The organism is uncultured Ruminococcus sp., from assembly GCA_902785355.1.
Classification (GTDB): Bacteria; Bacillota; Clostridia; order Oscillospirales; family Acutalibacteraceae; genus Ruminococcoides.
On the sequence record CACZYF010000011.1, the window covers coordinates 1 to 24,803 of the forward strand.

21 protein-coding genes are annotated in these 24,803 nt (G+C 53.2%); 20 read left to right on the forward strand and 1 reads right to left on the reverse strand.

Going from position 1 to position 24,803, the window contains the following annotated elements:
• Window positions 1-553: 553 nt before the first annotated feature.
• On the reverse strand, window positions 554-3,184 hold the full coding sequence (gene ppdK / locus R2I50_RS03650) for a pyruvate, phosphate dikinase (RefSeq protein ID WP_316607748.1): 2,631 nt from the start codon (window positions 3,182-3,184) through the stop codon (window positions 554-556).
• 293 nt (window positions 3,185-3,477) lie between these two features.
• Here ppdK and R2I50_RS03655 point away from each other — a divergent pair, with 293 nt between their 5' ends.
• From R2I50_RS03655 to R2I50_RS03750, 20 genes are all read left to right on the forward strand, one after another.
• Window positions 3,478-4,227, forward strand: a complete 750-nt coding sequence (locus R2I50_RS03655; protein ID WP_316607749.1) for a sugar phosphate nucleotidyltransferase — start codon at window positions 3,478-3,480, stop codon at window positions 4,225-4,227.
• Between the two features lie 52 nt (window positions 4,228-4,279).
• Window positions 4,280-5,239 carry a ribose-phosphate diphosphokinase gene (locus tag R2I50_RS03660; RefSeq protein ID WP_316607750.1) on the forward strand — a complete coding sequence of 320 codons (960 nt, stop codon included), beginning with the start codon at window positions 4,280-4,282 and terminating at the stop codon, window positions 5,237-5,239.
• Window positions 5,240-5,306: 67 nt separating this feature from the next.
• Complete coding sequence (gene pth / locus R2I50_RS03665; protein WP_316607751.1) at window positions 5,307-5,906, forward strand: aminoacyl-tRNA hydrolase; 600 nt, start codon at window positions 5,307-5,309, stop codon at window positions 5,904-5,906.
• 30 nt (window positions 5,907-5,936) lie between these two features.
• Window positions 5,937-9,386 carry a transcription-repair coupling factor gene (mfd, locus tag R2I50_RS03670; RefSeq protein ID WP_316607752.1) on the forward strand — a complete coding sequence of 1,150 codons (3,450 nt, stop codon included), beginning with the start codon at window positions 5,937-5,939 and terminating at the stop codon, window positions 9,384-9,386.
• Between the two features lie 338 nt (window positions 9,387-9,724).
• Window positions 9,725-10,828 (forward strand): prephenate dehydratase domain-containing protein, encoded by a 1,104-nt coding sequence (locus R2I50_RS03675; RefSeq protein ID WP_316607753.1) that lies wholly within the window; start codon window positions 9,725-9,727, stop codon window positions 10,826-10,828.
• 2 nt (window positions 10,829-10,830) lie between these two features.
• Window positions 10,831-11,847 carry a 3-dehydroquinate synthase gene (gene aroB / locus R2I50_RS03680; protein WP_316607754.1) on the forward strand — a complete coding sequence of 339 codons (1,017 nt, stop codon included), beginning with the start codon at window positions 10,831-10,833 and terminating at the stop codon, window positions 11,845-11,847.
• Window positions 11,847-12,944 carry a chorismate synthase gene (gene aroC / locus R2I50_RS03685; protein ID WP_316607755.1) on the forward strand — a complete coding sequence of 366 codons (1,098 nt, stop codon included), beginning with the start codon at window positions 11,847-11,849 and terminating at the stop codon, window positions 12,942-12,944. The genes aroB and aroC overlap by 1 nt, the downstream gene beginning before the upstream one ends.
• A gap of 137 nt (window positions 12,945-13,081) precedes the next feature.
• Entirely contained in the window at window positions 13,082-14,314 is a 1,233-nt protein-coding gene (locus R2I50_RS03690; RefSeq protein WP_316607756.1) for a shikimate kinase, read from the forward strand.
• Between the two features lie 35 nt (window positions 14,315-14,349).
• Window positions 14,350-14,784 carry a type II 3-dehydroquinate dehydratase gene (gene aroQ, locus R2I50_RS03695; protein ID WP_316607757.1) on the forward strand — a complete coding sequence of 145 codons (435 nt, stop codon included), beginning with the start codon at window positions 14,350-14,352 and terminating at the stop codon, window positions 14,782-14,784.
• Window positions 14,774-15,988, forward strand: a complete 1,215-nt coding sequence (locus tag R2I50_RS03700) for a 3-phosphoshikimate 1-carboxyvinyltransferase (protein ID WP_316607758.1) — start codon at window positions 14,774-14,776, stop codon at window positions 15,986-15,988. Before aroQ ends, R2I50_RS03700 begins: the two co-directional genes overlap by 11 nt.
• Window positions 15,975-16,829, forward strand: coding sequence for a prephenate dehydrogenase (locus R2I50_RS03705; RefSeq protein ID WP_316607759.1), 855 nt, complete (start codon window positions 15,975-15,977; stop codon window positions 16,827-16,829). The genes R2I50_RS03700 and R2I50_RS03705 overlap by 14 nt, the downstream gene beginning before the upstream one ends.
• 27 nt (window positions 16,830-16,856) lie before the next feature.
• Complete coding sequence (locus R2I50_RS03710) at window positions 16,857-17,885, forward strand: 3-deoxy-7-phosphoheptulonate synthase (protein ID WP_399552830.1); 1,029 nt, start codon at window positions 16,857-16,859, stop codon at window positions 17,883-17,885.
• A gap of 78 nt (window positions 17,886-17,963) precedes the next feature.
• Window positions 17,964-18,515, forward strand: coding sequence for a hypothetical protein (locus tag R2I50_RS03715; RefSeq protein WP_316607761.1), 552 nt, complete (start codon window positions 17,964-17,966; stop codon window positions 18,513-18,515).
• 228 nt (window positions 18,516-18,743) lie between these two features.
• Window positions 18,744-19,253 (forward strand): LPXTG cell wall anchor domain-containing protein, encoded by a 510-nt coding sequence (locus R2I50_RS03720; RefSeq protein ID WP_316607762.1) that lies wholly within the window; start codon window positions 18,744-18,746, stop codon window positions 19,251-19,253.
• 238 nt (window positions 19,254-19,491) lie between these two features.
• Window positions 19,492-20,361, forward strand: a complete 870-nt coding sequence (locus tag R2I50_RS03725) for a transporter substrate-binding domain-containing protein (protein ID WP_316607763.1) — start codon at window positions 19,492-19,494, stop codon at window positions 20,359-20,361.
• Window positions 20,362-20,577: 216 nt separating this feature from the next.
• Complete coding sequence (locus R2I50_RS03730) at window positions 20,578-21,267, forward strand: amino acid ABC transporter permease (RefSeq protein ID WP_316607764.1); 690 nt, start codon at window positions 20,578-20,580, stop codon at window positions 21,265-21,267.
• A gap of 12 nt (window positions 21,268-21,279) precedes the next feature.
• Window positions 21,280-22,023 (forward strand): amino acid ABC transporter ATP-binding protein, encoded by a 744-nt coding sequence (locus tag R2I50_RS03735; protein ID WP_316607765.1) that lies wholly within the window; start codon window positions 21,280-21,282, stop codon window positions 22,021-22,023.
• Between the two features lie 197 nt (window positions 22,024-22,220).
• Window positions 22,221-23,063, forward strand: a complete 843-nt coding sequence (locus R2I50_RS03740) for a transporter substrate-binding domain-containing protein (RefSeq protein WP_316607766.1) — start codon at window positions 22,221-22,223, stop codon at window positions 23,061-23,063.
• A gap of 83 nt (window positions 23,064-23,146) precedes the next feature.
• A complete protein-coding gene (locus tag R2I50_RS03745) occupies window positions 23,147-24,001 on the forward strand; it encodes an amino acid ABC transporter permease (protein ID WP_316607767.1) in 855 nt (284 codons plus the stop codon).
• A gap of 4 nt (window positions 24,002-24,005) precedes the next feature.
• Window positions 24,006-24,734 carry an amino acid ABC transporter ATP-binding protein gene (locus tag R2I50_RS03750; protein ID WP_399552831.1) on the forward strand — a complete coding sequence of 243 codons (729 nt, stop codon included), beginning with the start codon at window positions 24,006-24,008 and terminating at the stop codon, window positions 24,732-24,734.
• Window positions 24,735-24,803: the final 69 nt, after the last annotated feature.

The following is a 24,803-nucleotide window of genomic DNA, read 5'->3' on the forward strand; positions in this document are numbered from 1 at the left end:
GGTGTTTAGGGTAAAATAAAAGTGCAGAGAAAGTGCTCCGGTTACAAAAATGATACGCTTAATAATTATTCATAGATATTCTCAGATTTCTCCCGAGCCAAAGCATATCACCCTCTGCTATAACAGTCGCCGCGTAGCGGGAACCCTTTACAGTAACTGGAAGCATGATATAATTTGAAATCAGACGGGAACAAGTTTTTGTTTATTTCATATTCCCGAGTTTTCCGTCGCCGAGTATTTATCATCATGCTATTCAGTTACTGTCAAGGGCGACGGAGTGATTAGAAGTGACCTGTATAATCATGCACTTATCTATGTACTTTATGCGACCCTATTCAGCACCCCTCGCGACCCAACATTGCACTTTATAAATGCCCTATACATTACAAAAAAGAGCAACACCTTGCGATGTTGCTCTCGTTTGTTTTATATCAGGACATTCACAGTAATGTCCTTCCACTTTCGGACTGAATGCTTATTATGCGTTTCGTTGTGAAAAGCCTCAGCATCCGATTTCCGAAAAGTATAGGAAAAATGCGGAGTCAGCTCCTTATTACCCCTTGCAGCTAATCGCAGCCTGAGCGGCAGCCAGACGAGCGATCGGAACACGGAAGGGGGAGCAGGATACATAGTTCAGACCGATCTTGTGGCAGAACTCGACAGAAGTCGGGTCGCCGCCGTGCTCGCCGCAGATACCGATGTGGAGGTTCGGATTGACGGGCTTGCCGAGCTTGATAGCCATATCCATCAGCTTGCCAACGCCGGTCTGGTCGAGCTTAGCGAACGGATCGTTCTCATAGATCTTAGCGTCATAGTAAGCGCCGAGGAACTTGCCCGCGTCGTCACGGCTGAAGCCGAACGTCATCTGGGTCAGGTCGTTGGTGCCGAAGCAGAAGAAGTCAGCCTCGGTAGCAATCTCGTCAGCGGTCAGAGCAGCTCTCGGGATCTCGATCATGGTACCAACCTCGTACTTGAGGTCAGCGCCTGCAGCAGCGATCTCAGCGTCAGCGGTCTCAACGACGAACTTCTTGACGTACTTGAGCTCCTTGACGTCGCCGACGAGCGGGATCATGATCTCGGGAACGATGGTCCAGTCGGGATGAGCCTTCTGAACATTGATCGCAGCGCGGATGACAGCCTTGGTCTGCATCTTAGCGATCTCGGGATAGGTGACAGCCAGACGGCAGCCGCGGTGACCCATCATCGGGTTGAACTCATGCAGAGAGTTGATGATTGCCTTGATCTCGGCAACGGTCTTGCCCTGAGCCTTAGCCAGAGCCTCGATGTCAGCTTCCTCGGTGGGAACGAACTCATGCAGAGGCGGATCCAGGAAACGGATGGTTACGGGGTTGCCCTCGAGAGCCTCGTACAGCTTCTCGAAGTCGCCCTGCTGATAAGGCAGGATCTTCTCCAGAGCAGCCTCGCGCTCCTCGAGAGTGTCGGCACAGATCATCTCACGGAAGGCAGCGATTCTGTCGCCCTCGAAGAACATGTGCTCGGTACGGCACAGACCGATACCCTCAGCGCCCAGCTCGCGAGCCTTCTTAGCGTCAGCGGGAGTATCGGCGTTGGTGCGAACCTTCATGGTTCTGTACTTGTCAGCCCAAGCCATGACGCGGCCGAACTCGCCGGCGATCTGAGCGTCAACGGTGGGGATGATACCGTCATAGATGTTACCGGTAGAACCGTCGATGGAGATGTAATCGCCCTCCTTGAAGGTCTTGCCGGCTAAGGTGAACTGCTTGTTAGCCTCGTCCATGGTGATCTCGGAGCAGCCGGATACGCAGCAGGTACCCATGCCGCGGGCTACAACGGCAGCGTGAGAGGTCATACCGCCGCGAACGGTCAGGATGCCCTGCGCAGCCTTCATACCCTCGATGTCCTCGGGAGAGGTTTCCAGACGAACGAGAACGACCTTCTCGCCCGCAGCGCCCTGAGCCTTAGCGTCCTCAGCAGTGAAGACGATCTTACCGCAGGCAGCGCCGGGAGAAGCGCCCAGACCCTTACCCATGGGGGTAGCAGCCTTGAGAGCCTTCGCGTCGAACTGGGGATGGAGGAGGGTGTCGAGGTTACGAGGATCGATCATCAGGACAGCCTCTTCCTCGGTGCGCATACCCTCGTCAACGAGGTCGCAGGCGATCTTCAGAGCCGCCTGAGCGGTACGCTTACCGTTACGGGTCTGCAGCATGAAGAGCTTGCCGTGCTCAACGGTGAACTCCATATCCTGCATATCTCTGTAGTGGTTCTCCAGAGTCTTGCAAACCTCAGTGAACTGAGCGAATGCCTCGGGGAACTTCTGCTCCATCTCGGTGATGTGCATGGGGGTACGAACGCCGGCAACGACGTCCTCGCCCTGTGCGTTGGTCAGGAACTCACCGAACAGGCCCTTCTCGCCGGTAGCGGGGTCACGGGTGAACGCAACGCCGGTACCGCAATCGTCGCCCATGTTACCGAACGCCATAGACTGGACGTTAACGGCAGTACCCCAGCTGTAGGGGATGTCGTTGTCGCGGCGATAAACGTTCGCACGGGGGTTGTCCCAGGAACGGAATACAGCCTTGACAGCGCCCATGAGCTGCTCCTTGGGATCGGAGGGGAAGTCCTCGCCGATCTTCTCCTTGTACTCAGCCTTGAACTTGCCGGCGAGTTCCTTGAGGTCCTCAGCGGTCAGCTCGACGTCCTGAGTAACGCCGCGGTCAGCCTTCATCTCGTCGATGAGCTCTTCGAAATACTTCTTACCGACCTCCATAACGACGTCGGAATACATCTGGATAAATCTTCTGTAGCAGTCGTAAGCCCAGCGGGGATTGCCGCTCTGCTCAGCGATCGTCTCGACAACTTCCTCGTTCAGACCGAGGTTTAAGATGGTGTCCATCATACCGGGCATGGAAGCACGGGCACCGGAACGAACAGAAACGAGAAGCGGATTGGTCTTGTCACCGAACTTCTTGCCGGTGATCTCTTCCATCTTACCGATGTACTCGTTGATCTGTGCCTGGATCTCTTCGTTGATCTGGCGGCCGTCCTCATAATACTGAGTACAAGCCTCTGTGGTGATTGTGAAGCCCTGAGGAACCGGCAGACCGATGTTGGTCATCTCAGCAAGGTTTGCACCCTTACCGCCGAGAAGTTCTCTCATGTCAGCGTTACCTTCGCTAAAAAGGTAAACCCATTTTTTGCTCATTGGAATCTCCTCCTAAAAGTTTGTTATAGACGCCGGAAAACAGAATAATTAGGATATTATACTTCCCGACATACATATACAGTTGTATTATAACAAAACCTGTTAAATCTTATTATTCATAAGAGAAAAAAGAGAGAAAAAAGAGGCACAAAAGTTACTGCACGATTTTGTGGATATTGTGTAAATTGTTTAAATCGTCATAATTCTGTAATTTGTTCTTGCAAAATCCCAGAATTGTGCGATAATAGTAGTATCTACGAGAGCGCCCATCAGGGTGCTTTGGAGGTAAACGTATGAACAGGAAATGTGCTGTGATCCTCGCCGGCGGCGAGGGTAAACGTATGAAGTCCGATATTCCCAAGCCCATGAACAAGGTACTCGATAAGCCGATGCTCCGCTGGGTCATCGATTCGGTCAAGGCGGCAGGTATTGACGATATCTGCGTCGTTACCGGCTACAAGACCGAGATCACAGAGGCGTATCTCAACGAGCTGCCGTTTGAGGTGAGCCATGTGCTGCAGAGCGAGCGTCTCGGTACCGGTCACGCTGTCATGATGGCGAAGGACTTTTTGAAGAAGAGCGGGGGAGATGTGGTCATCCTGTGCGGCGACGCGCCGTTCATGGATACCGCTACCATCGCCGACGCTTACAACGCGCATGACGAGAGCGGCGCTTCCGCGACAGTGATCTCTGCTATGCTTGATGATCCGACAGGTTACGGACGTATCGTCCGCAACGCTGACGGTACGCTCAAGAGCATCGTAGAGCAGAAGGAAGCCGATGAGGAGACCCTCGCGATCAAGGAGGTCAACTCCGGCGGCTACTGGTTCGATACCGTCGATCTGCTCTCGGTACTCGATGATATCAAGGCTAATAATTCTGCAAAAGAATATTACTTACCCGACGCACTGTATCTGCTTCTGCAAAACGGCAGAAAGGTCGGCGCGTTCACGGCAGCCTCTCCGGACACCGTCCTCGGCGCCAACGATCCCGCCCAGCTGGAGGAGCTGAACAATATCGCGAGAGCGAAAGGCTATCAATAAGCATCCAAACCGCTAAGGTTAATAACAAATAATTCATTTAGGGGGACACATAATGAATTCACACGGTAAGGACATCAAGATTTTTACACTCAACTCCAACAAGGCTGTTGCTCACGGTATTGCGGACTGCTTAGGCATCCCGCTCGGAAAGAGCGACTGCGCAACCTTCTCGGACGGTGAGATCGCGGTATCTCTGCATGAATCCGTCCGCGGCTCCGACTGCTTCATCGTTCAGTCGACCTGCTCGCCTGTCAACGACAACCTCATGGAGCTTTTGATTATGATCGACGCGATGAAGAGAGCTTCCGCTTCCTCCATCACCGCTGTCGTACCGTACTTCGGTTACGCGCGTCAGGATCGTAAGGCAAAGGCGAGAGATCCGATCTCCTCTAAGCTTGTTGCCGACCTGATCACTACCGCCGGCGCTGACCGTCTGCTGACCATGGACCTCCATGCTGCTCAGATCCAGGGCTTCTTCAACATCCCCGTCGATCACCTCGTAGGCGCTCCTATGCTTGCTAAGCACATGAAGAAGAAGGTTGAGGGTCACGAGGACGAGTTCGTTGTTGTATCTCCCGACCTCGGTTCCGTTACCAGAGCCCGTAACTTCGCCGCTAAGATCGGCTGCCCGATCGCGATCATCGACAAGCGCAGACAGCGCGCAAATGTATCCGAAGTCATGAACATCATCGGTGAGGTCAGAGGTAAGAAGTGCATCCTGGTCGATGACATGATCGATACCGCCGGTACTCTCTGCAACGCGGCTAACGCGATCGTAGAGAAGGGCGGCGCTACCGAGGTGTTCGCTTGCGCGTCCCATGCGGTTCTCTCCGGTCCCGCGATCGACCGTATCCGCGACAGCGCGATCAAGGAGTGTATTCTGCTCGATACCGTGCCGGTTCCCGAAGAGAAGATGCTCGACAAGTTCACCATTCTTTCTACCGCTCCGCTCTTTGCAGAGGCGATCGAGAGAATCTACGAGGACAAGCCGGTCTCTCCGATGTTTGTTTGATTCCGATTCGAACAGAGAATATGATTTATGAAAGGGAGCTTTACCGCTCCCTTTCTTTGGAGTAAGAATGATTTTTAAGAAGAAAGAATTTTCAAGCAACAGCATAGAATATATTGTAGTCGGTCTGGGAAATCCCGGTAAGCAGTATGAGGGTACCCGCCATAATGCGGGCTTTATCTCGCTGGATTATATCGCTGACGAGCTCGGCGTAAAGGTCAACAAGATCAAGTTCAAGTCTACGGTCGGCAAGGCGAATATCAGCGGCAAGCGCTGCCTGCTGATGAAGCCGTCCACCTATATGAATCTCAGCGGTCAGGCGGTCACCGAGGCGATGCGCTTCTATAAGATTCCGCCGCAGCAGGTGATCGTGATCTCCGACGATATCTCGCTGGACGTCGGCAAGATCCGTATCCGCCGCAAGGGTTCCGACGGTGGTCAGAAGGGTCTGCAAAACATCATCTACCTCAGCGGGTCGGACGAGTTCCCCCGCGTCAAGGTGGGCATCGGTAAAAAGCCGCATCCCGACTATGACCTAAAGGACTGGGTACTCAGCCGATTTACCGATAAGGATAAGAAGCTGATCGCTGAACGCCTGCCCGATATCCGCGGCGCGGTCGAGCTGATCGTCAGCGGCGATATCGATAAGGCGATGAACCTGTATAATTGAGTGATCTGATATGTGTATTTTGAGGCGAAAATGCAGTTTTTAGACAGCGTTATCAGTCGGACGAAGGAATTTCGGACGATTGATAATGCGATAAAAGAAAAATCCCGCTCCGCCGTGATCGGCGTTTCGGGCGTTCACAAAGCTAATATCATCTCTTCGCTCTGCCGGGAAAATGCCGTCAGAGCCTTTTGTGTTGCACAAAATGAGCAGGAAGCGCAGATCCTCTGTAACGATCTGAGTTCTATGGGACTGCGTGCGCTCGTGTATCCGAAGAAGGATTTTATCTACATTCCGTCACAGATCAAGTCGCATGAGTATGAGCACCGCAGGCTGAATGTGCTCAGCCGTATGCTCAGCGGCGACTATGATGTTGTGATCGCTACGCTCGACGCGGCGGCTCAGTTTACCATTCCGAAGGATGTTTTGAGCTCCGTTACGCGAGTGCTGAAGCCGGACGTCGAGATCGACACGCGCGACTTTGAGCGCACGCTGATGCTGCTGGGTTATGAGCGCTGTGATAACGTCGAGGGCAGCGGTCAGTACTCCATCCGCGGCGGCTTGATCGATCTCTTCATGCCCGACAGCGAGGCGCCGGTGCGTATCGAGCTGTGGGGCGATCAGATCGACACCATCAATTATTTTGACGTTGAAAGTCAGCGCCGTACCGATTATTGTGAGGAGATCGCGCTGACCCCCTCGGGTGAGATTTTGATCGAGAGCAAGGAGAAGCTTGCCGACAAGATCGAGAAGAAAGCGTCCTACCTACGCAGTGAGGGCAGTAAGAAGGCGAAGGAACGCCTTTTAAAAGAAGCTGACGAGCTGCGTTCGGGATTGAGTTTCGCGACCTACGACAAGTATATATCGCTCGTCTATGATAAACCCGCGACGCTGTTCGATTATTTTGATAACGACGAGATCATCTTTATCTCTGAATATAAAAACGTCAAGGAACGTGACCGTTCGATGGCGTTCCATGAGAAGGAGGAGCTCAAGGAGCTCTTTGCCGACGGTATCCTGTGTCGAGGCTTCGAGACCTACGGGCTGGATTTTACGCAGAGCATGAATTTGCTGCTCGACAGACCTGTGGTGTTCCTCGATACCTTCTCCCATTCATCCTATCATACCGAGTTGTCCGCCGCTGTGACGATCAACGCGCGCCAGACCTCGCCCTGGTCGGGTCAGAGTGCCGCTTTGATCGAGGATCTCAACGATATCGGTTACGGCAGCATGGCGGTCGTTATCCTAGCCGGCACCGAAAAGGGCGCGGAGAATCTCTGTTCTCTGCTGAATGACAAGGGCGTGAACGCCCGCTATGTCAAAACACTCGACAAGGCTGAACGCGGCTTTGTCTACGTGATGCCGGGAATGTTGTCGGCGGGTATCGAGTATCCGACAGAGAACTTTGTCCTCTATACCCTGAGTGCTGTCCATACCGCGCCGAAGAAAAAGCGCCGCCGTACCCCGAAGGACGGTAAGGCGGTCTATCAGCTCAGCGAGCTGACGCCCGGCGAGTATGTAGTACACTCCATCCACGGTATCGGCATTTATCGCGGTATCCGTAAGATGGATGTACAGGGCTTTTTAAAGGATTATATCATGATCGAGTACGCCAAGGGCGACAACCTGTATGTCCCCGTGACCCAGCTCGATCTTGTAGCGAAATATATAGGCCCCAAGGAGAACAGCCGCGTGAAGCTGAACCGCCTCGGCTCCAAGGAATGGCAGAACTCCAAGCGCAGAGTCAAGGCTGCCGCCCGTGAGATGGCGAAGGAACTGATCGAGCTGTATTCCAAACGTATGCAGGCGCAGGGTCACGCCTTCTCGGACGACAACGAATGGCAGCATGATTTCGAGGCGGGCTTCCCGTACGACGAGACCGACGACCAGCTGCGCTGCTGTGATGAGATCAAGCGCGATATGCAGCGCCCCGTGCCGATGGATCGACTGCTCTGCGGCGACGTCGGCTTTGGTAAGACGGAGGTCGCGCTGCGCGCAGCCTTCAAGTGCGTTTCCGACAGTAAGCAGTGCGCGCTGCTGTGCCCGACGACCATCCTCGCGTGGCAGCATTACCAGACGGTGCTCAGTCGCTTTGACGGTTACCCGATCCGTGTGGAGCTGTTGTCCCGCTTCCGCTCTCCGGCTCAGCAGAAGGAGATCCTCGAAAAGCTCAAGCGCGGCGAGATCGATATGATCATCGGCACCCATCGACTGGTGCAGAAGGATGTGGAATTCCGCGATCTGGGGCTCGCGATCATCGACGAGGAACAGCGCTTCGGCGTGGCTCAGAAGGAACATTTCAAAGAAATGCGCAAGAATATCGATATCCTTACCCTTTCCGCGACCCCGATCCCGCGCACGCTGAACATGGCGATGAGCGGGATCCGTGACATGAGCGTCATCGAGGAAGCGCCGCTCGACCGTCATCCGGTGCAGACCTATGTGCTGGAGCATGATTCCGCCGTGCTGAATGAGGCGATTCGCCGCGAGCTCAGACGAGGCGGACAGGTGTTCTATCTCTATAACGACGTAGCTGGTATCAGCGCTAAGGCGATCCGTATCGCGGAGGCGATTCCCGAGGCGAACGTCGCCGTCGGTCACGGTAAGATGACCGAGCAGGAGCTCAGTGAGGTCTGGCGCAGGATGCTTAACCAGGAGGTCAACGTCCTAGTCTGTACCACCATCATCGAGACCGGCGTCGATCTGCCGAACGCGAACACGCTGATCATCGAGAACGCCGACCGCTTCGGACTCTCTCAGCTTCACCAGATCCGCGGCCGCGTCGGGCGATCCTCGCGGCGCGCCTACGCTTATTTCACCTACCACGGCGGTAAGGTGCTCTCCGACATTTCTCAGAAGCGGCTGACCGCGATCCGCGAGTTCACCGAGTTCGGCTCGGGTTTCAAGATCGCGATGCGCGACCTCGAGCTGCGCGGCGCCGGCAACATCCTCGGCGCGGAACAGCACGGTCACATGGAGGACGTCGGCTACGATATGTATATCAAGCTGCTCGGCGACGCCGTTAAGGAAGAAAAGGGCGAACAGACCCCGGATATCGAGGAGCGCGACTGCCTGATCGACGTACAGGTGCAGGCGCATATTCCCGAGGACTATATCGAGAGCCTGTCGAACCGCCTCGACGCTTACCGAAGGATCGCCGATATACGCTCCAAGGAGGACGCGAGCGACGTCGTTGACGAGCTGCTCGACCGCTACGGCGACGTGCCGCAGTCGGTGATGGGGCTTGTAGATATCGCGCTGGTACGTAACCGTGCGGCGGATATGGGCGTTTATGAGATACGCCAGAACGACAGCTCCTTGATGCTGTATTTGAGCGACATCCGCCGTAAGGAAGTCCCCGAGCTGATCGGGCGGATGCCCGGGCGGGCGATGCTCTCGGCGGGCGGCAAGCCCTATATCGCGGTTCGTATGGGTAAGGGCGATAAGGTGCTGCCGACGCTAAAGACAATGTTCTCACAATGATCATTCATTGAAGGACAGCCGCGTCAAGTACGATTGGTTAAATTACGATTGGTTAAATATTTATGATGAAAATAAATCAATTTACCTGTTGACTTTTGCGCTTTAACGTGCTATCATAGGCGCAGACTGATGTGAAAGGAGTTATTGTCATGAAAAATACTGCGTTACAGTTCAATAACTGCTTTTACTTTACCTTCGCGCGCTTTTATGCGGGCTTTGCTTGCTATACGGAAAAAGTATGACGCTCGAACGGTAACAGGTGCTTTGAAACTTAGCGGTTCTGTTTTCGGGCAGAGCCGCTTTTTATATGAGTCAAACGGAACAGGGAAGGTGATTCTATGGATAACTTACAAGATGCGCGATCGGCGATCAATGAGATCGACAGGGAGATGGCGGCGCTGTTTGAGCGGCGTATGCAGGCGGCGAAGGTGATCGCCGAGTACAAGAAGGAACACGGACTGCAGATCTATGACGCTCAACGTGAGCGTGCGGTCATCGAGAAAAACTCAGCCTATATCAATGATTATGAGATCCGCTCCTACTATGTACGCTTTCTTAACGATGTAATGGCGGTGTCGAAGCAGTATCAGGAGCATCTCATCAGCGGTACGAAGATCGCCTACAGCGGGATCGAGGGCGCTTTCGCCAATATCGCCGCGAAGAAGGCGTTCCCATACGGCAGGGCGATTGCTTATCCCGATTTTCATGCGGCTTATAAGGCGGTGGAGAACGGCGAATGTGACTGCTGTGTGCTCCCGATCGAGAACAGCTACGCCGGCGAGGTAGGACAGGTCATGGATATGATGTTCCGCGGCTCGCTCTACGTCAACGGAATCTATACCCTCAGGATCACCCATAATCTGCTTGGATTGGAAGGCGCCTCCGTGAAGGATATCAAGACGGTTGTCAGCCATCCCCAGGCGCTTGCGCAGTGTGCGGAATATATTCGTAAGAACGGTTATCATACGATGGAATATGCCAATACCGCGAAGGCGGCGAAGGCAGTGAAGGACGGCGGTGACAGGAGCGTCGCGGCGATCGCTTCGTCCGAGACCGCGCGGCTCTATGGGTTGAGCGTGCTCGATCATGATATCAACGAGAGCTCGACCAACTCCACACGTTTCGCGGTATTCTCCCGAGCGGAGAACAGACAGGTCAATACCTCAGGCGACAGCCGCTTTCTCCTGATGTTCACCGTTAAGAACGAGGCGGGCGCGCTGGCTCAGGCGCTGAACGTACTGAGCAGCTATGGCTTCAACATGCGCGCACTTCATTCGCGCCCGTTGAAGGAACTCGCGTGGCAGTATTACTTCTACATCGAAGCCGAGGGTGACGAGACCGGACAGAACGGCTCCGATATGCTGCGGCATCTGGCGCTCCACTGCGATATGCTCAAGGTGGTCGGTCATTACAGCGACGAAGTGATTTTGAAAGAGGATTAAACATGAGTGTTTTGCGTATGAATCTGGGCGCGGACAGCTATGATATCGTTATCGAGCGCGGCGCTTTAAAAAGAGCGGGTGAACTGCTGAATCTCGACCGCAAGGTGCTGGTGCTGACCGATGACGGAGTGCCTGCAGAATATGCGGCGGCTGTCGCCGGTCAGGCGAAGGATGGGACAGTATTCACCGTATTGCAGGGCGAGGACAGCAAGAGCCTTGAACGCTTCGGCGAGATTTTGTCCAAGATGCTGAGTCTCGGCTTTACCCGTAAGGACGCGGTCGTCGCAGTCGGCGGCGGCGTTGTGGGCGATCTCGCGGGCTTTGCCGCTTCGGCATATATGCGCGGGGTGGATTTCTACAACATCCCCACGACGGTACTCAGCCAGGTGGATTCGTCCATCGGCGGTAAGACGGCAGTGAATCTCGACGGCATCAAGAACATCGTAGGCGCTTTTTATCAGCCGAAGAAGGTACTGGTCGACCTCGATCTGCTTGCGACCTTGCCCGATCGTCAGATCAGTAACGGACTCGCGGAAGCGGTGAAGATGAGCCTGACGAGTGACGCGGATTTGTTCGAATTATTCGAAAAAGGAAATATAAAAGAAAATCTCGACGAGATCATCACCCGCTCGCTGATAATTAAGAAGAACGTCGTCGAACAGGACGAGAAAGAGCAGGGACTCAGAAAGATCCTGAACTTCGGTCACACGATCGGACACGGTATCGAGAGCTTTGAACACCTCAACGGTCTTTACCACGGCGAGTGCGTCGCGCTCGGTATGATCCCGATGGTCGGCGATGAAGTCAGACCCCGCCTGTTGAGAGTTCTGGAGAGGTTGAATCTTCCTACGTCGGTATCACTCGACGCAGACGAGGTGTATCGCGCGATGACGCATGACAAGAAGGGCGAGGGTGATACCGTTACGATCACTACCGTACCCGCTCCCGGACAGTTTGAAATGAAAAAGGTTCAGTTTGAAGAACTGATTCCCATGATTGAAATGGTAGGGAAACTCTGATGAAAAATACCTTTGGAAATTCGATAGCGCTGACGCTGTTTGGCGAGAGCCACGGCGAGATGATCGGCGCGGTGATCGACGGCTTGGCGCCCGGTCTGGATATTGACGAGGATTTTATCCGCGCTCAGCTCGATAAACGACGTCCCGCCGGGAAGATCTCTACCGCGCGCCATGAGGCGGATGAATTCAGCATCGTCAGCGGCGCGTTCAACGGAAAAACGACCGGAACGCCCCTGACCATCCTGATTCCGAACACCTCTCAGCACAGTAAGGATTATGCGGCGACCCGCTCGCTGGCACGTCCCGGACACGCCGATTACACGGCGTATAAAAAGTATCACGGCTTCGAGGATTATCGCGGCGGCGGTCATTTCTCGGGCAGAGTGACGGCGGCGCTCGTCGCGGCAGGCGCGATTTTGATTCAGGCTTTAGTGAAAAAGGGTATCGCTATCGGTACGCATATCCGCTCCTGCGCGGGGATCGAGGACGCCGGTTTCGGTGATCTCAGCGCGGATATCGCACGTTTAAACACGCTTGGTTTTGCGGTTCTCGACACCGAGAAGGGAGAGCAGATGCGTAAGGCAATCGAAGCGGCTGCCGCAGAGGGCGACAGCGTCGGCGGCGTGTTGGAGACGGTTGTGACCGGGTTGCCCGCGGGCGTCGGAGAGCCTTGGTTCGATACCGTCGAAGGAGTGCTTTCACACGCGCTGTTCTCGGTGCCGGCTGTAAAGGGAGTTGAGTTCGGCGATGCGTTCGGTATGGTGAACGGCAGGGGCTCCGAATATAACGACAGTTTTTATATTTTTGAAAAAGAAATAAAAACCACTACCAATCATAACGGCGGTATCAACGGTGGTATCACCAACGGTATGCCGATCCTGTTCCGCTGTGCCGTCAAGCCGACCCCCTCGATCTTCAAGGAACAGGCGACGGTTGATTTTATCAAGGGTGAGAACGCCTCTTTGTCGCTCAAGGGCAGACACGATCCCGCAATCATTCACCGTGCGTGCGTTGTCGTGGACAGCGTGACGGCGCTGGTGCTTGCCGATCTGTTAGCACAGAGATACGGCACGGACTGTTTAGCTTCTCTTTCCTAAGGGAGGCTCCCGATAGGGTAGAGGGTTGCCTATATGATTAGATGCAGTGTTGAAAGGCGATTATTTGAGCGACACGTAACTCTCAGCCGCTTCACGACAGCTCCCTAAGGTAAGGGAGCCTTCAGAAAGGAAACATTATGGACTACGGATTGATCGGAGAGAAGCTGCCCCACAGCTTTTCCAAGGAAATACATGAAAAGCTCGGGTATTATCAATATTCTATTAAAGAACTAAAAAGAGAAGAATTAACCGACTTTATTCTGCAAAAGAATTTTAAAGGAATCAATGTGACGATCCCCTATAAGCAGGAAGTGATCTCGCTTTTGGATGAGATCGCTCCCGAAGCGCGGTCGATCGGCGCGGTGAACACGGTCGTCAACCGTGACGGCGTGCTGTACGGCTACAACACCGATTTCGGCGGTATGCGGGCGCTGATCGAGCACGCGGGCGTCGTAATCAAGTACAAGAAGGTGCTGATCCTCGGTACCGGCGGCACTTCGCTGACCGCGACGGCTGTTTGTCAGCGGTTGGATGCGAAGGAAGTCCTGCGCGTCAGCCGCTCGGGCAACGGCGGCGCGATCACATACGAGCAGGCGCATACGGAGCACAGTGACGCCGATGTGATCATCAACACGACTCCCTGCGGAATGTATCCGAATATCTTTGACTGTCCTATCGATCTTTCACGGTTCCCGAAGCTCAGCGGCGTGATCGACGCGGTGTATAATCCGCTGCAAACACGTTTGATATTGTCCGCGCGTGAACGCGGTATCGATGCCGAGGGCGGGTTGTATATGCTCGTTGCTCAGGCGGTGTTGGCGGCGCAGTTGTTTCTCGATGAAGAATGGGACGTCGTCAAGCTGACCAACAGGATATATAACGAAATATATTTCGATAAAAGAAATATAGTACTCAGCGGAATGCCTGCTTCCGGTAAGTCGACGGTCGGTAAGCTGATCGCGAAAAAGCTCGGCAGAGAACTGCTCGATACCGACCGGCTGATCGTGGAGCGTGAGGGCGATATCCCGACGATCTTCAGGGAGAAGGGGGAGAAGTACTTCCGCGATCTGGAGAGTTCCGTAATCCGTGACGTCGCGGTATTGAGCGGTAAGGTGATCTCTCTCGGCGGCGGCGCGATCCTACGGGACGAGAATGTAATGGCGCTGCGACAGAACGGCGCGATCTACTTTATTGATCGTTCGCCGGAATACCTGATCCCGACCTCCGATCGTCCGCTTGCGGATAAAAAAGAGAAGATGATGCGCCTGTATGAGAAGCGCATCGATACCTATTTGAATACGGCTGATTACGTCATCGACGGCGATTGTGACCCCGGGGACGTTGCCGACAGCGTGATAAACGGAGAGTGATCGGTTGAGATTCAATGTCATATTAAGGAGAAACTATGAAAATACTGGTAATCAACGGACCGAATCTGAATATGCTTGGTATTCGTGAGCCGGACATCTATGGCAAAACCACTTATGCCGCGCTGGTTGCTTTGATCGAAGAATACGCTCAGAAAACCAATATTGAGGTCGAACAGTACCAGAGCAACCACGAGGGCGATCTGGTTGATAAAATACAGGATGCATACGGAAAATTCGACGGAATCGTCATCAACCCCGGCGCTTATACCCATACGAGCGTTGCGATCCTTGACGCGCTCAAGGCGGTAGCGATCCCTGCCGTAGAGGTGCATATCTCCGAGGTCGACAAGCGCGAGAAGTTCAGGCAGATCAGTTATGTACGGCTCGCGTGCGTTGCAACGATCACAGGTCACGGCGTAGACGGCTACACGGAAGCGATGGATCTGCTGAGGGAAAAGTATGAGGGTTGAGATTCGACCGTCAAAGGCTCATGGTACGGCCACTGCTCCGCCGAGCAAGAGTATGGCACACCGTCTGCTGATCTGCGCGGGGCTTGCCGAAGGTGAGAGCGTCGTGCGGCTGATCGCGTTTTCACAGGACGTCAAGGCAACGATTGCCTGCCTTCGGGCTCTCGGTGCGGAGATACGGACCGACGGCGATACCGTTTACGTAAAGGGTGTGGATGTGAGAAAGCCTCTCGGTTCATCGACGACCCTGCCCTGTAACGAGTGCGGAAGTACGCTGAGGTTTTTTACCCCGCTGTGTATGCTCAGCGGCGAGGAACGTGTGCTGACAGGCTCCGCGTACCTTATGAAGCGTCCGATGACCGTTTATGAGGAACTTGCACAGGAGCAGAACGTCCGCTTTGTAAAAGCCGATGAAAGCATCACGGTACAAGGATGTTTGCACAGCGGCGTGTATGAAGTACCGGGAAATATCAGCTCGCAGTTTATCTCGGGATTGCTTTTTACCTTGCCGTTGCTTAGCGGCGACAGCGAGCTAAGAATCCTTCCTCCGATCGAGAGCAAGCCGTATATCGATATGACGATCTCGGCTCTGCGTGATTTCGGTGTTAATATTTCTAATAAAGAAAATACTTATTATATCAAGGGTAGCCAACGGTATGCCGCCTGTAAAACGACCGTCGAGGGAGATTGCTCTAACGCAGCGTTCTTTGAAGCGCTGAACTTTGCCGGTTCCGATGTGACTGTCGGAGGACTGAGAGAAGATACTTTACAAGGTGACAGGATTTATAAAATTCTTTTTAAGAAAATAAAGAACACGGACGAAGTCATCGATATTGCCGATTGTCCCGATCTGGGACCGGTGCTGTTCGCGGTCGCGGCATTGTGCGGCGGTGCGCGCTTTACCGGTACACGGCGGCTTCGTATCAAGGAGAGCGACCGTGCCGAGGCGATGCGCCGGGAGCTTGATAAACTCGGCGTAACGGTCGAGGTGGGGGAGAATACCGTCGATGTATTGCCCTCGGTGCTTCATGCTCCGTCACAGCCCCTCAGCGGGCATAACGATCATCGTATCGTGATGGCGCTGAGCGTTATGCTGACCGTGACAGGCGGCGTGATTGAAGGAGCTCAGGCAGTGGATAAGAGCTTTCCCGACTTTTTTGACAGACTGAAAGATTTAGGAGTGGATTTGACCTATGGAATGGATTAGTCATTCGAGAATACTGATCGTCGGCTTGGGATTGATCGGCGGCAGCTACGCCCGCGGATTGAAACGGCTTGGCTTTCATGTCAGCGCGATCGAGAAGCGGCAGTCCGCTGTCGACTACGCGCTGGAGAATCATATCATCGACGACGGCTATACGACGGTAGAGCCTGAGATCGTCAGCTCAGCCGACGCGGTGATCTTCGCGCTCTATCCCGAGGTGTTCCGTCAGTGGATCGCCGAGTATCAGCAGCTTTTTAAGCCCGGCGCCATGATCACCGACGTTACCGGCGTCAAGAGCTGTATCGTATATGATATACAGAACATGCTCCGTGATGATGTGGAGTTCATCGCCTCTCACCCGATGGCAGGTCGTGAGGTGTACGGCGTAGAGAACTCCGACGACGCGATCTTCCGCGGCGCGAACTTCATCGTCGTTCCGACTGAGAAGAATACCGCCGAAGGCATCCGCTGGATCGGCAGTCTCGGCAGAATACTCGGCTTCGGCAGGATCTCCGTACTGTCTCCCGAGGAACACGACGAGATGATCGGCTACCTCTCTCAGCTGACTCACTGTATCGCGGTGGCACTGATGACCTGCTCGGATAACGAGCACCTGGTCGATTATACGGGTGACAGCTTTCGCGATCTGACGAGGATCGCTAACATCAACGATCTGATGTGGAGCGAGCTGTTCATGCTCAACCGTGAATCGCTCCTGAAATATATGGATATCTTTCTCGACGAATTTGCCGCGCTCAGGGATATGATCCGCGACGGCAGGGTAGATGAGCTGAGAGAAAAGATGCGTCTGAGTACCAAACGCAGAGCGTATTTCAATAAATAAACAGATCGGAGGGTATATGAAATGAACATGAATATGGAATTTGAACGAAAGCTGACTATCCCGATGGAGGTCAAGAAGATGTATCCGCTCGACAATGATCTCAGAAAGCTTGTTGTCGACCGGGAAAGGCAGATACAGGATATTTTCAGCGGCAAGGATAATCGTCTGGTGCTGATCATCGGTCCCTGCTCCGCTGACCGTGAGGACAGTGTGATAGACTATATCAGCCGTCTGAGAACGGTGCAGGACAAGGTCGAGGACAAGATTTTTATTATCCCGCGTATCTACACCAACAAGCCCCGCACCACCGGCTCGGGCTATAAAGGTATGCTGCATCAGCCTGATCCCGAGAAGAAGCCCGATATGTTCAAGGGCATTGTTGCGATCCGTTCGATGCATTTGCGCGCACTCAAAGAGACCGGCTTCTCATGCGCGGATGAGATGCTTTACCCCGAGAATCATCGCTATCTGGATGATCTCCTGGGCTATGTGGCGATCGGCGCCCGCTCGGTCGAGAACCAGCAGCATCGTCTGGTTGCTTCGGGACTGGATATACCCGTCGGCATGAAGAACCCGACCGGCGGCGACCTCTCCGTTATGATGAATTCGATCACCGCCGCTCAGCACGGACATACCTTCCTGTACCGCGGATGGGAGGTACAGTCACACGGCAATCCCTATGCGCACGCGATCCTTCGCGGTTACATGAACAAGCACGGCGAGAGCCTGCCGAACTACCATTATGAGGATATGATGCATCTGCTCCGCCTTTATGCTTCGGGAAACTTCAAAAACCCCGCCTGCATCATCGACACCAATCATTCCAACTCCGATAAACATCCCTTTGAGCAGGCGCGTATTGCGAAAGAGGTGATGTTCGCCCGCCGTTACAATCCCGAGCTGGAGCGCCTGGTCAAGGGCTTCATGATCGAGAGCTACATCGAGGACGGGAATCAGGCGGTAGACGGCGGATGCTACGGCAAGTCTATCACCGATCCGTGCCTTGGATGGGAAAAGACCGAGAGACTGATCCTCGAGCTTGCCGAGTTGGCTTGATTTTAAAAAATGATTATCGCGGTTGCATAGTTTTATGCAACAAATCGCTTCGTTTTGCCATAGGTAGGAGGTGTTATCATGATAACCATTCTATCGGGCAAATTAACTATCCCCGAGGACGAACGCTTTATCGGTTTTTCCGGAGATGATCAAAGTCGGCAGATCGAGCTGCTGCTTATGCACTTTACTGCGCGAAACAGTGTTTATGAGCTTGGATTGCGCTTTGATGACGGTACTGTCCGAACAGTGCCGCTCGGTGCGGAGCGCCATGACAGCGATGTACTGCTGACGTGGAAGGTTCAGCGCGATCAGCTGTACAGCCCGGGCGTCGTAACGGCACAGCTGAAGATTATCAGCGGCGACGGCAGAGTTATCCATTCTTCGCGCGATTATTTTCTGGTCGGCGGGAATACGGACGGCGACGGCAGTGATGACGATTATGTTACGGTTAAGCTGCTGGAACAAAGGCTGGGCGACGTGAGAGCAAAATTGCCTTATGTCAATGAGAACGGTGCGTTCATCGTCGGCAGCGACGGCGACGTCAGGATCGCAAAATCCGACGAGGTATATTCCAAGGATGAGATTGACGAAATGATTCGCGATATCAAGACGCAGCTTAACCTGACCTAGCACGTTTCGACAGATACGGGCGAGTTTTATCTGCTTGTAACAAAAGATCCCGATGTGCTGTAAAAACTACGGCACATCGGGATTGTTATTGTGAGCTTTGCACAGATTGAAAAGTTGAAACTGTAAAAAATGATTGAATAATTCAGAATTTTCTATTGACAAATTCGGGGAGTTGATGTTATTATAATCATGACGTTTAATATTTGTTTATTCTGGAGATGATTACAAATGAAAAGAATTCTTTCGGTCGCTTTGGCGATGGTTATGATTTTTGCTCTCTCTGCTGTAGCGTTTGCTGATGAGACTCCTACACAGTATGTGAGTCCTGTTCCCGAAGAGAATCTGAAAATTGAAGTTTTCTGGGTTCCCAGCGACGGCAGCTTGGGTGATGCAGAGGCTGATAAGTATCAGGTCAAGAAGAATAATGATGAGACCGTTACGATTACCGCTAATCCTAAGAACAAAGGCGAGTTTATCAAGTGGGAAATTGAAGGCGAGTATGATCTCGTAGAAGGCAGCCTGACTACTCCCGTAATGATTATTAAGCCCAAGACCGATATCAAAGCGACTGCGTACTTCAAGGCGCCCGGCGGTACTGAGCCTACTACCGTAAAGCCTACCGAGAAGCCCTCTAATCCCGTATCCCCCAAGACCGGTGATCCGCTGTTTCTGATCATCGCTCTGGCGGCTCTTGCTCTCGGTACCGGTATCTTCGCTGTTAAGAAGATCAAAGAGTAATTAATCCGTATGTTAAGGCGGCAACCTTTTGGTTGCCGCTTTTTTCTGTGTGAGAATCATCCGAATGAAACAAATCTTCGCTATCTGTTTTCCTCATGAATAGTACCATGACGGTAATTGGTAACGTATTTTTCTTTGTGCAAATTGGGTATTGACTTTAACGTGCTAATACGGTAAAATGACAATTGCTGTACGTTTATAATAGTATAAGCGACAATCCAACTAACGGAGGAAAATTATGAGAAAGATTATTGCGTTAATGATGGCTCTGCTGATGGTTGTCGGCGTGCTGGCTGCCTGCGGCAACAGCAACACCGCTTCCAAGGCGAGCGACAAAGAGAAGGCTACCGAGGCGGCGGTTGCTACCGCTGACAATGCAGCTACTGCCGACAGCGCTGATGTCGTTGACGATCTCGCCAAGGTTAAAGAGAACGGCTCCCTTCTTGTCGGTATCACCGACTTTGAGCCGATGGATTATCAGGACGAGGGCGGCAACTGGATCGGCTTCGACGCTGATATGGCTGCTAAGTTTGCTGAGAGCATCGGCGTGGGCGTTGAGTTTGTTGAGATCGACTGGGACAACAAGATTCTCGAGCTCAACGGCGGCACCATCGACTGTGTATGGAACGGTATGACCCTGACCGATGAGGTTACCTCTGCTATGTCCTGCTCCGAGCCTTACTGCAACAACGCTCAGGTTGTTGTTGTCAACAAGGACGTTGCCGATAAGTATCAGAAGGCTGAGGACTGCAAGGAGCTCAACTTCGCTGTAGAGAGCGGTTCCGCCGGTCAGGAACAGGCTGAGGCGAACGGCTTCAAGTTCACCGAGGTCAAGGATCAGGCTACCGCGCTGATGGAGGTTGCTTCCGGCACCTGCGACGCTGCGATCATCGACTCTCTGATGGCTGCCGCGATGGTAGGCGAGGGTACCGGCTACGCTCAGCTGACCTATACCGCCGCTCTGAATTCCGAGGAGTACGGCGTAGGCTTCCGCAAGGGTTCCAACCTGACCGAGAAGCTGAACGAGTTCTTCGCTGCCGCGAAGGCTGACGGCACAATGCAGCAGATCGCTGAGACCTACAAGGTTCAGGCTGCTCTGATCAAATAATCAATCATTACATTTACTGTCAAAGGCAGAGGGCATATACCCTCTGTCTTTTGGCGGGTTATGAGGTAACGGAATAAGCTCAAAGGCAGTTTGCGCTTATTCCGTTATCTCGTAAAGAAGTCCGCGAGGCTGAACGCTTGTGTTCGGTACGCGGCAACTATAAGCTCTGCTCGGCGTTTGTGCCGAAATAGATTATACGGTTCATTTGAGGGTACTATGGATTCATTTTTTCAACAATTTCCGATTGTATTTCAATCGCTGAATGTCGGCTTTTTGCAGACCTTAAAGCTGTTTGCAGTCACACTGCTGGGCGCGATTCCGCTGGGTCTGATCATCTCCTTCGGCTCTATGAGTAAGTTCAAACCGCTGTCGGCGGTGGTGCGCGTGTTGGTGTGGATCATCCGCGGAACCCCTTTGATGCTGCAGCTCTTGATCATCTTCTACTTCCCGGGTCTGGTTTTCGGTAAGCAGCTCTGGGGCGGCGGTGAGACCGGACGCTTCATCGCGTCGGCTGTCGCTTTTATCATCAACTACGCCTGCTATTTCTCCGAGATCTACCGCGGCGGTATCCAGGGCGTTCCGCACGGTCAGCAGGAGGCGGGTCAGGTACTGGGTCTGTCCAAGAGCCAGATCTTCTTCCGCGTTACGCTGCTGCAGATGATCAAGCGTATCGTACCTCCGATGTCGAATGAGATCATTACCCTTGTCAAGGATACCTCGCTTGCGCGTATCATTGCCCTGCAGGAGGTTATCTGGGCGGGTCAGGCGTTCATGAAGGGCAGCCAGGGAATCTCCGGCGCTATCTGGCCGCTGTTCTTCACGGGCGTTTACTACCTTATCTTCTCCGGCGTTCTCACGCTTCTGTTCGGATGGGTAGAGAAGAAGCTCAGCTACTTTAGGGTGTAAGGAGATGGCACTATGACGGTATTGGAAGTAAAGAATATCAATAAAAGCTTCGGCCGCAATCATGTGCTCCGAGGCATTGACTTCACGTTGGAAAAGGGTCAGGTTCTGTCGATCATCGGTTCCTCCGGCTCCGGTAAGACGACCTTGCTGAGATGCTTGAACTCTCTCGAATTTGCGGATGAGGGCAAGATCATCGTAAACGGAGAAGCGATCTTTGACGCGGCGGTCAACAAAAGACCCTCCGACGCGGAACTGCGTGCGAAACGTCTTCACTTCGGTTTGGTATTTCAGAACTTCAACCTGTTCCCGCAGTACAGCGTACTCGATAATTTGACGCTTGCTCCGAAGCTCCTGAACAAGGGAACAAAGGAAGAGATCGAACAAGAAGCGCTGTCGCTCCTTGACAGCGTAGGACTTCTCGACAAGAAGAACAACTATCCGTGTGAGCTTTCGGGCGGTCAGCAGCAGCGCGTTGCGATCGCGAGAGCGCTGGCGATGAAGCCCGAGATCCTCTGCTTTGATGAACCCACCTCCGCGCTCGATCCCGAGTTGACCGGCGAGGTATTGAAGGTCATCCGTTCTCTTGCAGATAAACACATGACCATGATCATTGTTACGCATGAGATGAACTTCGCCCATGACGTCTCCGACAAGATCATCTTTATGGACGGCGGCGTGATCGCCGAGCAGGGCGGCCCCGAGATCTTAGAGCGTCCGCAGTCAGAGAGATTAAGAGCCTTTCTGACGTCGTTCTGATGAATAAAATCCTGCATATTTGCATATCAAGCTGAAAAATATCCAGATTTGACTCGGGAGAAATCCCGCCGCTTGTATATTTCGATAAATTTGGAAAAACACAGGATTTTTGCCTTGATAAAATATGCAAAATGTTGTATATTGATTGAGGTTGAAAAAAATGAAAACCAAGAGAATTTGAGAAAGAGGTAAAAGAAATGAAAAAGATTCTTGCTATTGTACTGGCAGTCGCAATGATCGCTTCCGTTGCAGTTCTCGCAGGCTGCGGCAAGAGCGGTGACACCAAGGCGACCGAGGCTGCTTCCAAGACCGAGGATAAGGCTACTGCCGACCAGGCTACCGCTGACCAGAAAACCGGCGGCACACTGACCATGGCTACCAACGCTTATTTCGCTCCCTATGAGTATTATGAGGGCGAGGACATCGTCGGTATCGACGTTGACGTCGCTAAGGCGATCGCTGATAAGCTCGGCATGGAGCTGAAGGTCGTCGACATCGAGTTCGATTCCATCATCACCGGCGTTCAGACCGGTAAGTACGACATGGGTATGGCGGGTATGACCGTTAACGAGGAGAGAAAGCAGTCTGTTGACTTCTCCGACAGCTACGCTACCGGTATCCAGTCCGTCATCGTTAAGGAAGACAGCCCCATCACCTCTGTTGACGATATCCTGGCTGAGGGCGCTACCTACAAGGTCGGCGTACAGCTCTCCACCACCGGCGATCTTTACATCACCGAGGACCTGGGCGACGCTGCCGCTGAGCGCGTCACCGAGTTCCAGACCGGTAACGACGCTGTTGCCGCGCTCGCTTCCGGTAAGATCGATGCTGTTGTTATCGATAACGAGCCCGCAAAGTCCTATGTTGCCGCTACCGCAGGTCTGAAGATCCTCGATACCAAGTACATCCAGGAGGACTATGCGATCTGCTTCGCGAAGGATAACACCGAGCTCAAGGATAAGGTCAACGGCGCGCTCAAGGAGCTCATCGCTGACGGTACCGTCCAGAGCATCATCGACAAGTACATCACCGCGAAATAATCAAACCGTAACGCTTGACAGGGCGGATCACTCCGCCCTGTTTTCGTGCATTTATAAAACTGTCCGGGAATAGGGGACTGAGGATGAGAAAGAAAAGACTGATTTCACTGCTGATATGCGGCGTCGTGCTGCTGAGTATCTCGATGCTGTTTTGCATGCCCGCGGCTGCCGAGTCTGTCGCCGCCGACGGCGCACAGATCAGCGAGCCGCACTGGTATGATGATCTGGTATCGCAGTTCAAGCTGAATTTTATCGAGAAAGACCGCTGGAGGTCGCTGTTAAACGGCTTGGGCAACACCCTGCGCATCACGCTGTTTGCCGCACTGTTAGGCATCGCGATCGGTATCGTGATCGCTGCTGTGCGTACTACCTACGACAATAATAAGGAGAACATGAAGCACAATAAGAGCATCGGCTACTATGTGCTTGGCTTTTTCAACGGACTGAGCAAGGTGTATTTGACCGTGATCCGCGGTACGCCGGTCGTCGTACAGCTGTTGATCATCTATTTTATCATCTTCGCTTCATCCACCAACGATATCATGATTGCTACCCTCGCTTTCGGTATCAACTCCGGCGCTTATGTCGCCGAGATTCTGCGCGGCGGTATCATGTCGATCGACAAGGGACAGTTCGAGGCGGGCCGTTCCATCGGCTTCAATTATGTACAGACGATGGTTTATATCATCATTCCGCAGGTACTGAAGAACGTTCTGCCCACCCTGCTCAACGAGTTTATCGCGCTGTTGAAGGAGACCTCTGTCGCGGGTTACGTAGGCGTTGTCGATCTGACTCGCGCCGGTAACGCTATCCGCGGCGCTACCTTCTCCGCTTTTATGCCGCTGATCGCAGTGGCGCTGATCTATTTGGCGATCGTCATGCTGTTGACATGGATCGTCGGCATTATCGAGAGGAGGCTGCGTAAGAGTGAGCGTTAACACATTGATTAAGGTTAACAACCTGAAAAAGCACTACCGTGAGGGAACGATCCATGCGCTTGACGGCGTTGATATGGAAATCAGCCGCGGCGAGGTCATCGTCATCATCGGTCCCTCCGGCTCCGGTAAGTCGACCTTTCTGCGTTCGCTGAACCTTTTGGAACTCCCGACATCCGGTGAGATACTTTTTGACGGCGTGGACATCAACGCGCCTCATGTCAATATCAATAAGCATCGCCAGAAGATGGGTATGGTGTTCCAGCACTTCAACCTCTTCCCGAACATGACTGTTCTGCGCAATATGACCATCGGTCCCGAGAAGCTGCTGCATAAGAGTAAGCAGCAGGCCGAGGAAAAGGCGCGTGAGCTGCTTGAGCGCGTCGGTCTCTCCGATAGAGCGGACTCCTATCCCTCCCAACTCTCGGGCGGTCAGAAGCAGCGTATCGCTATCGTTCGTGCTCTGTGCATGGAACCCGAGGTGATGCTCTTCGACGAGCCTACCTCTGCGCTCGACCCCGAGATGGTCGGCGAGGTGCTGGACGTAATGAAGGAGCTTGCGAAAGAGGGCATGACGATGGTGACTGTTACCCACGAGATGGGCTTTGCCCGCGAGGTAGGATCCCGCGTTGTCTTTATGGACGGGGGCAAGATCGTCGAGGAGGGTACGCCCGAGGATATCTTCGATCATCCGCAAAGCGACCGCTTGAAAAGCTTTTTAGCTAAAGTTCTTTAATAGAATAATAACAGCGCTTTTGAATCGATCGGATCAAAAGCGCTTGTTCGTTTTGAAACCGTTCACGAC

Bases quoted from the DNA above. Each gene is read 5' to 3' on its own strand.
- ppdK (WP_316607748.1), bottom strand. From the start codon at position 3,184: ATGAGCAAAAAATGGGTTTACCTTTTTAGCGAAGGTAACGCTGACATG.
- R2I50_RS03655 (WP_316607749.1), top strand. From the start codon at position 3,478: ATGAACAGGAAATGTGCTGTGATCCTCGCCGGCGGCGAGGGTAAACGT.
- R2I50_RS03660 (WP_316607750.1), top strand. From the start codon at position 4,280: ATGAATTCACACGGTAAGGACATCAAGATTTTTACACTCAACTCCAAC.
- pth (WP_316607751.1), top strand. From the start codon at position 5,307: ATGATTTTTAAGAAGAAAGAATTTTCAAGCAACAGCATAGAATATATT.
- mfd (WP_316607752.1), top strand. From the start codon at position 5,937: ATGCAGTTTTTAGACAGCGTTATCAGTCGGACGAAGGAATTTCGGACG.
- R2I50_RS03675 (WP_316607753.1), top strand. From the start codon at position 9,725: ATGGATAACTTACAAGATGCGCGATCGGCGATCAATGAGATCGACAGG.
- aroB (WP_316607754.1), top strand. From the start codon at position 10,831: ATGAGTGTTTTGCGTATGAATCTGGGCGCGGACAGCTATGATATCGTT.
- aroC (WP_316607755.1), top strand. From the start codon at position 11,847: ATGAAAAATACCTTTGGAAATTCGATAGCGCTGACGCTGTTTGGCGAG.
- R2I50_RS03690 (WP_316607756.1), top strand. From the start codon at position 13,082: ATGGACTACGGATTGATCGGAGAGAAGCTGCCCCACAGCTTTTCCAAG.
- aroQ (WP_316607757.1), top strand. From the start codon at position 14,350: ATGAAAATACTGGTAATCAACGGACCGAATCTGAATATGCTTGGTATT.
- R2I50_RS03700 (WP_316607758.1), top strand. From the start codon at position 14,774: ATGAGGGTTGAGATTCGACCGTCAAAGGCTCATGGTACGGCCACTGCT.
- R2I50_RS03705 (WP_316607759.1), top strand. From the start codon at position 15,975: ATGGAATGGATTAGTCATTCGAGAATACTGATCGTCGGCTTGGGATTG.
- R2I50_RS03710 (WP_399552830.1), top strand. From the start codon at position 16,857: ATGAATATGGAATTTGAACGAAAGCTGACTATCCCGATGGAGGTCAAG.
- R2I50_RS03715 (WP_316607761.1), top strand. From the start codon at position 17,964: ATGATAACCATTCTATCGGGCAAATTAACTATCCCCGAGGACGAACGC.
- R2I50_RS03720 (WP_316607762.1), top strand. From the start codon at position 18,744: ATGAAAAGAATTCTTTCGGTCGCTTTGGCGATGGTTATGATTTTTGCT.
- R2I50_RS03725 (WP_316607763.1), top strand. From the start codon at position 19,492: ATGAGAAAGATTATTGCGTTAATGATGGCTCTGCTGATGGTTGTCGGC.
- R2I50_RS03730 (WP_316607764.1), top strand. From the start codon at position 20,578: ATGGATTCATTTTTTCAACAATTTCCGATTGTATTTCAATCGCTGAAT.
- R2I50_RS03735 (WP_316607765.1), top strand. From the start codon at position 21,280: ATGACGGTATTGGAAGTAAAGAATATCAATAAAAGCTTCGGCCGCAAT.
- R2I50_RS03740 (WP_316607766.1), top strand. From the start codon at position 22,221: ATGAAAAAGATTCTTGCTATTGTACTGGCAGTCGCAATGATCGCTTCC.
- R2I50_RS03745 (WP_316607767.1), top strand. From the start codon at position 23,147: ATGAGAAAGAAAAGACTGATTTCACTGCTGATATGCGGCGTCGTGCTG.